This window comes from Nocardia amamiensis NBRC 102102 (assembly GCF_001612745.1).
GTDB lineage: Bacteria > Actinomycetota > Actinomycetes > Mycobacteriales > Mycobacteriaceae > Nocardia > Nocardia amamiensis.
Map to the genome: position 1 here is coordinate 1 of NZ_BDBA01000308.1, position 7,806 is coordinate 7,806.

1 protein-coding gene is annotated in these 7,806 nt (G+C 68.6%); it reads right to left on the bottom strand.

The window, feature by feature from the left end:
* Positions 1–7,790 (bottom strand): non-ribosomal peptide synthetase (locus tag NA4_RS36345; protein ID WP_245671759.1); only part of this gene is annotated, 7,790 nt, incomplete at its 3' end.
* Between the last annotated feature and the right edge of the window lie 16 nt (positions 7,791–7,806).

A 7,806-nucleotide genomic window follows, 5' to 3' on the forward strand; every position in this document is an offset into this window, starting at 1 on the left:
AACCGGTTGAAGCGCCGCCCGAACTCCGCCATGGTGGCCGGGTCGAACAGGTCGGTGGCGTAGATCAGCTCGGCGGTGATACCCGCCGGGGCCGGACCTGTGCCGTTGGTGGTTCCGGCGGGCGCGGCCGCGCGCTCGGAGAGCACCAGTTGCAGGTCGAACTTCGCGACATCGATCGGCAGATCGACACCGCTCACCGTCAGACCGGGCAGTTCCAGGGTGGTCTGGCCGGTGTTCTGGAACGACAGCATCACCTGGAACAGCGGATGCCGCGCCTGCGACCGCGCCGGGTTCAGGATCTCCACCAACCGCTCGAACGGCAGGTCCGCGTGCCCGAAGGCCGCGATGTCGGTGGCGCGCACCGAGCGCAGCAGCTCGGTGAACGTCGCATCGGGCCCGATCGGGGTCCGCAGCACCAGGGTGTTGACGAACATGCCGATCAGGTCGTCGAGCGCGCGCTCACCGCGACCGGCGACCGGGGTGCCGATGGCGATGTCGTCCTCGCCGGACAACCGCGACAGCAGGACCGCGAGCGCGGTGTGCGCGACCATGAACAGCGTCGCGCCCTTGGTGCGGGCGAGTTCGGTGAGGTGGGCATGGGTTTCGGCGTCGATCTGGAAGGTGTGGGTGGCGCCGCGGCCGGAGGCCACCGCTGGGCGCGGCCGGTCGGCGGGCAGATCCAGCTGCTCGGGCAGCCCGCGCAGGGTGTCCGACCAGAACGAGATCTGTTCGGCGATCACCGAATTCGGGTCGTCCTCGGCGCCGAGCACCTGACGCTGCCACAGCGCGAAGTCCGCGTACTGCACCTCCAGCGGACGCCAGGCGGGCTCGCCGCCGTCGACGCGAGCGCCGTAGGCGGTCATCACGTCGCGGGTCAGCGGCCCCATGGAGAAGCCGTCGGCCGAGATGTGGTGCACCACGAGGGCCAGCACGTGTTCGGTCGGGCTGATCTCGAACAGCCTGGCACGGAAGGGCACCTCGGCGGTCACGTCGAACGCGGTGCCCACCAGACGCGAGAGCGCTTCCGGCAGTCCGGCTTCGGTGACGTCGATCGGCGTCAGATCCGGGATGACCTTGGCGGTGGGCACGGTCTGCTGATGCGCGGCGCCGTCCACCTCGGGGTAGAACGTGCGCAGCGACTCGTGGCGGGCCAGCACGTCGGCGACCGCGATCTGCAACGCCTGCCGGTCGAGCAGACCGGACAGCCGCACCGCGGCCGGGATGTTGTCCACGGCCGAGTCGGGGTCGAAGCGGTTGAGGAACCACATGCGCTGCTGGGCCAGCGACAGCGGGACCAGCTCGGGCCGCTGCTGCGGCACCAGTGCCGCCCGTGCGCCCGCGCCCGCCTTGGTCTCCGCGCGGGCCGCGAGCGCGACCACCGTGGATGCCTCGAACAGTTCCCGGACACCGAGGTCGGTGTCCAGCGCGGCGGACAGCCTCGCGGCGACCTGCGTGGCGGACAGCGAGTTGCCGCCGAGGGCGAAGAAGTCGTCGTCCAGGCCGACCCGCTCCAAGCCGAGCACATCGGCGAAGGTGGCGGCGACGATCTCCTCGACCGGCGTGGTCGGGGCGCGGAACACCGCGGCCTCGAACACCGGCGCGGGCAGCGCCTTGCGGTCCAGCTTGCCGGAGGCGTTGAGCGGGAACTCCGCCAGCACGATCACCACCGACGGCACCATGTACGCAGGCAGCTGCCGCGCCAGATCCTCGCGGACCAGGTCGGTGTCCAGTTGGACGTCCGGCACTGTGCTCTGCGCGTCCTGCGCGGGGATGACGTAGGCGACGAGCTGATCGCCCGCGTGCGCGTCGGAGCGCACCACCACGACCGCTTGGGCGACCTCGTCCAGTCCGGTCAGCGCCGACTCGATCTCGCCGAGCTCGATGCGCAGACCGCGCAGCTTCACCTGGAAGTCGGTGCGGCCCAGGTATTCCAGCTCACCGTGCTCGGTCCAGGCCACCAGGTCGCCGGTGCGGTACATGCGCGCACCCGGCTGTCCGTACGGGTTGGCGACGAACCGGTCGCCGGTCAGGTCCGGACGCGCGACATAACCACGCGCGAGCTGGGCGCCCGCCAGATACAGCTCACCCGCGACGCCCACCGGAACCGGACGCAGGCGCGCATCCAGCACGTAGACCTGGGTGTTGAACACGGGCGCGCCGATCGGCACCGTCTCGGTGTCGGCGTCGACGACCTCGTGGAAGGTGACGTCGACCGCGGCCTCGGTCGGACCGTACAGGTTGTGCAGCGCGGCGCCGGTCAGGTCCCGCAACCGGTGCGCGGGCTTGGGCGGCAACGCCTCACCGGAGGCGAACACCAACCGGAGCGAACCGCAGCGCGCGGCGGCGGCATCCGCCACGAACACCGCGAGCATGGACGGCACGAAGTGGGTGACGCTCACCCGCTCCGCGCTGATCACCTCGGCGAGATAGGCCGGATCGCGATGCCCGTCCGGCTTCGCGACCACCAGCCGAGCGCCGATCTGCAACGGCCAGAAGAACTCCCACACCGACACGTCGAACGTCGCCGGCGTCTTCTGCAACACCACGTCGTCCGGACGCAGCTGGTAGGCGGTCTGCATCCAGACCAGCCGGTTGACGATCGCGGTGTGCGAGACCGCCACACCCTTCGGGCGGCCGGTCGAACCCGAGGTGAAGATCACGTACGCGGTGTTCGACCCACGCAGCGGCGCACGACGGTCGGCGTCGGTGACCGGCGCCTCCGACAGCCCCTTCAGGTCGAGCAGGTCGATGCGCACCTGCGCGGTATCGATGTCCAGATCGCTGCCGGAAGTCAGCACGCATACCGGATCGGCCGTGGCGAGAATGTATTCCGTGCGCTCGGCCGGGTGGTCCGGGTCCAGCGGCACGTACGCGCCACCGGCCACGGCGACGGCGTACATGCCGACAACCAGATCGATCGAGCGCCGCATACCCAGCGCCACATACGATTCCGCGCCGACCCCGCGCGCGATCAGCCAGCGCGCCAGCTGGTTCACCCGCCAGGAGAACTCGGCGTAGGAGAGACTTGTCCCCTCGAACGTGATCGCGGTCGCCTCAGGTGTGCGTTCGACCTGGTCGTAGAACATCGAGACCAGAGTCGCGCCGGCAGCGGAGCTACCCGACAGAGCAGCGGCCACATCGAATTCGGTGTCGTTCCAGCCGGACACCACCAGATCACGCTCGGCGGTGTCGAGCAGTTCGATGTCGCCCACGGAAACATCGGGCTCGGCGCTGATCGCGGTGAGCACCCGGGTCAGGCGGTCGGCGATGCGGCGCACCGTCTGCTCGTCGAACAGGTCACGCAGGTAGCCCGCGCGCACCCGCAGCCGCGAATCCAGCTGCGCGATCAAAGTCAGCGGGTAGTGCGTGGCGTCGGCCGCGTCCAGGCCGACCACCGCCATACCGTCGATGTCCGCGGCTTGGGCTTGCAGGCCCGCCGCGTCCACCGGGTAGGACTCGAACACCACGAGTGTGTCGAACAGTCCGCCGACGCCCGCGGCGGACTGGATGTCGGCCAGCCCGACGTAGTGGTGGTCGAGCAGGTCGGCCTGCTCGCCCTGGGTCCGAGTCAGCAAGTTCCGCACCGACTCCGACGGATCGAACCGCACCCGCACCGGAACGGTGTTGATGAACAGGCCGACCATCGATTCCACGCCGGTCAGCTGCGCGGGACGCCCGGAGACGGTGGTGCCGAACAGCACATCGTCGCGGCTGGTCATCCGGCCGATCACGATGCCCCACGCGGTCTGCAGGACGGTGTTCGGTGTGACGCCGAGCGATGCGGCCAGCGCGGTCAGCCGCGCGGTGGCCGCCTCGTCCAGGTCGAAGAAGTACTCACCGGACAGCGAGGTGATCTCGCGACCGGCGTCCGGGCGGGCCAGCAGGGTCGGCTCGCCCACACCGCGCAGCGCGTCCGCCCACGCGGCCAGCGACGCCGCGTGATCCTGCTGCCGAGTCCATTCCAGGAAGTGGCGGTAGGACCGGGCGGCGGGCAGCGCGGAGCTGTCCGCGTGCGCGGCGTAGAGCACCAGCAGGTCGCGCATGAGCAGCGGCATGGACCAGCCGTCGAGCAGGATGTGGTGGTTGGACACCACGAACTGCCAGCGGTCGGGCGCGACCTGGATCAGCGTGAAGCGGATCAGCGGCGGCGCGGTCAGGTCGAACCGCCGCATGCGGTCGGCTTCGATCTCCTCGGTCGCCGAGCCGGATTCGATCCGGTCGTGCTCGGCCCACGCCACGCGGACACCTTCGAGCACGATCTGCACCGGGTTGCCGTCACGGTCGGTGACGAACGCGGTGCGCAGGTTCTCGTAGCGGTCCACCAAAGCCTGTGCCGCCGAGCGCAGCCGGGCGGCGTCCACCCGGCCGGTGAGGGTCAGCACCGCCTGCGCGGTGTAGACGTCCACCGAGCTCGCGGCGAGGCGGGCGTGGAACAACAGACCGCCTTGCAGCGCCGAGAGCGGCCAGACGTCGGCCAGCGCTCCGAAGCGCCGCTCCCAACCGTCGATATCCCGCTGAGTACTGCGCACCAACGCGAAGTCGGACGGGGTGTGTCCACCCGCGCCGGTCGAATTGGCGTGGCGGGCAACCGCTTCCAGCGCCGCGGTCCACAGCTCGCCGAACTCGCGCACGTCGGCGGCGGTCAGCAGGGTGGACGGGTAGCCGATATTGGCGGTCAGCTTGTCGCCGACCACGATCGCGTTCACGTCCAACGGCGCCATCGCGGGCATATCCGCGTCGTAAGCGCCGCCTATGTCGCCGAGCGCATCCGATGGCACCCAACCGACACCACGCAGAGCCTCCGGCACGCTCGCATCGGAGACGCGGCCCAGGTAGTTGAAGCTCACCTGGCCGGGCAGCTCGCGCGGCAGCTCGGAGGCGGTCTCGGCGTTCAGGTAGCGCAGCAGGCCGTAGCCGATGCCCTTGTCCGGCACGGCGAGCAGCTGCTCCTTGACCAGCTTGATCGTACGCCCCATCGCCGTTCCACCGCTCAGCGCGGCATCGATATCGATGCCGGTCAGGTTGAACCGCACCGGGAAGATCGCCGTAAACCAACCGACCGTCCGGGATAGGTCGGCCCCAGGGACGACATCCTCCTCCCGCCCGTGGCCTTCCAGACGAATCAGAACGGAATCTGCGTGAATTCCCTTCCTCGACCACCACTTCGCTACCGACACGGACAACGCGGCCAGCAGACCATCGTTGACTCCGCCGTGGAACAACGTGGGCACGGTGGTCAGTAACGACTTGGTGACGTCGGCCGACACCTCGACACGATATTTCTCTACGACACCTGAGACATCGATGACCGGATCCAGCGGCCTCTCGGTGAGCAGCGGATCTGGGCCATCGACCACCGCTCGCCACCACCCCAGCTCGTCACCGCGGTCGACGGCGGCCTGCTCGAGCGCATGCGCCCAAGTACGCATGCTCGTCGCGGGTTCGACCAAGGTCGGCTGCTGTCCAGCTAACAGCTGCCCCCAGGCCGTGACGAAGTCCGGCACCAAGACGCGCCACGACACACCATCTATCACGAGGTGATGGGCGACGACGATAAGGTGGCCCGCTCGCGTCGGTTCCGACGGTTCCAGCCACACGAACCGGACCACCGCACCGGCTTCGGGGTCGAGCTGATCAAGAGCGTTATCCAATGCCGCCGCGGCGATCGCCGTCAATTCGTCGGCGCCCATCGCAGCGTCGAATCCGACTCGATCAACGAGCTTATGCACATCGACAGTCCCCGGTGCGGCGGTCTCGATGATCCAGGCCGCGGCTGCCCCGTGGGACAGCCGAGCGCGAAGCATGTCGTGGCGGTCAACGACAGCGGCGATAGTCCGCCCGATGCCTGCGCGATCAATGCCCAAGGGAAGCTCTAGGACCAGCTGCTGATTGAAGCGGCGATACGAGCCCCGCCGCTCGACCATGAAGCGCACCACAGGTGTGAGCGGCATGGTGCCGACGCCACCGCCCGGCAGCTCGGCCAACGCAGACGTCGTCTGGGTCTGTGTCGACGCTATTTCCGCCACCAAAGCCAGGCGCGCAACTGTGCGCTGTTCGAAGATGTCACGCGGGCTGAGGATCACACCGCGCGTCTTGGCCTGCGAGACCAGCTGGATGGATAGGATGCTGTCGCCGCCGAGCGCGAAGAACGAGTCGTCCACGCCGACGCGCTCCACGCCGAGCACTTCGGCGAACACTTCGGCGATGGTCTGCTCGAGCGGGGTGCGCGGCGCACGGAAGACGACCTCGGTCGCGAACACCGGCTCCGGCAGCGCATTGCGGTCCAGCTTGCCCACCGGGGTGAGCGGAACGTGGTCGATCACCATGATCGACGAAGGCACCATGTACCCGGGCAGGCGCTCTTCGACGTGCGCGGTCAGCGCCGCGGCATCAATCGAATGACCCTGCGCGGCGACAACATACGACACGAGCGACACCGCGCCCGCGGCATTCTCGAGCCCGAGGGTGACCGCGAAGTCGACACTCTCGTGCGAGGCGAGTGCGGCGTCGATCTCGCCGAGCTCGATACGGAACCCGCGGATCTTCACCTGGAAATCGTTACGGCCCACGAACTCCATTACCGGCGCACCGGAACCATCTCGGCACCAGCGCACCACGTCACCGGTCCGATACAGCCGCTCACCCGGAGCACCATACGGATCGGCAACGAACCGCTCCGCGGTCAGCTCCGGCCGGCCGAGGTAGCCACGCGCCAGCTGGATTCCTCCGACGTACAGTTCACCGGTTACACCTTCGGGCACCGGACGAAGACGGGTATCCAGCACCAGCGCCCGCATCCCGCGAATCGGGCCACCGATGGTCACCGGGTCGCCCGGCAACAGTGCATCGCTGATGTTCGTCGCGATCGTCGCCTCGGTAGGACCGTAGGCGTTGTGGAAGCGACGCATACCCGAACCGTCGGACGCAACAGACCACCTGGCGACCAGATCCGCCGACACCGCTTCCCCACCAGCAATGATCACCTGCATCGTGGCCAACGCCGCCGTATCCAGGGTCGCCAGCACCGACGGCGTGATCAAACCGTGCGTGACGCCCTCCCGCGAGATCAGCTCACCGAGTTCGTCACCGCCGTAGGTACCCGGCGGCACCACCACCAACGCACCAGCCGCACCGACGGCCATCAAAAACTCCAACACCGAGGCGTCGAACGACGGCGAAGCAAACGCCAACACCCGACTGTTCCGATCCAGACCGTAGCGCTCCACCTGCTCGGCGCTGAAGTTCGCCAGACCGACATGGGGTACCAACACACCCTTCGGCATACCTGTCGAACCCGAAGTGTAGATCACGTACGCGGCGTTCGCCAGCCTGATCGTGCCACGCAGATCCGACTCCGTGATCGGCAGCTCCGCCTGCTCACGCACCACGGCGGCGAACCCCGGATCATCCAGCGCTAGCCATTCGGCTCCGGTCGCGAGCGCCGAAAGGGCGGTGGCGTCCGCGCTCAGCGTGACCCCTACTGCAGCACCGGAATCCAACATCATGTGCGCGATGCGGTCGGCCGGATAGGCAGGATCGACCGGCAGGAAAGCGGCACCGGACTTGGCCACAGCCCAGACCGCGAGCACGAAATCCGCCGACCGCGCAATCGCCACGGCCACCACCACATCCGGGCCCGCCCCACGCTCGATAAGCGCTCGCGCCAACCGCGACGAAGCCGCATCCAGCTCGCCATATGTCAGAGTGCGCCCGTTGTGCACCACCGCGACACCGTCCGGATTGGCTGCGACCGCCGCAGCCAGCAGCTCCGGCAGTGTGCACGATGGCACCGCCGCACCTGCGGTG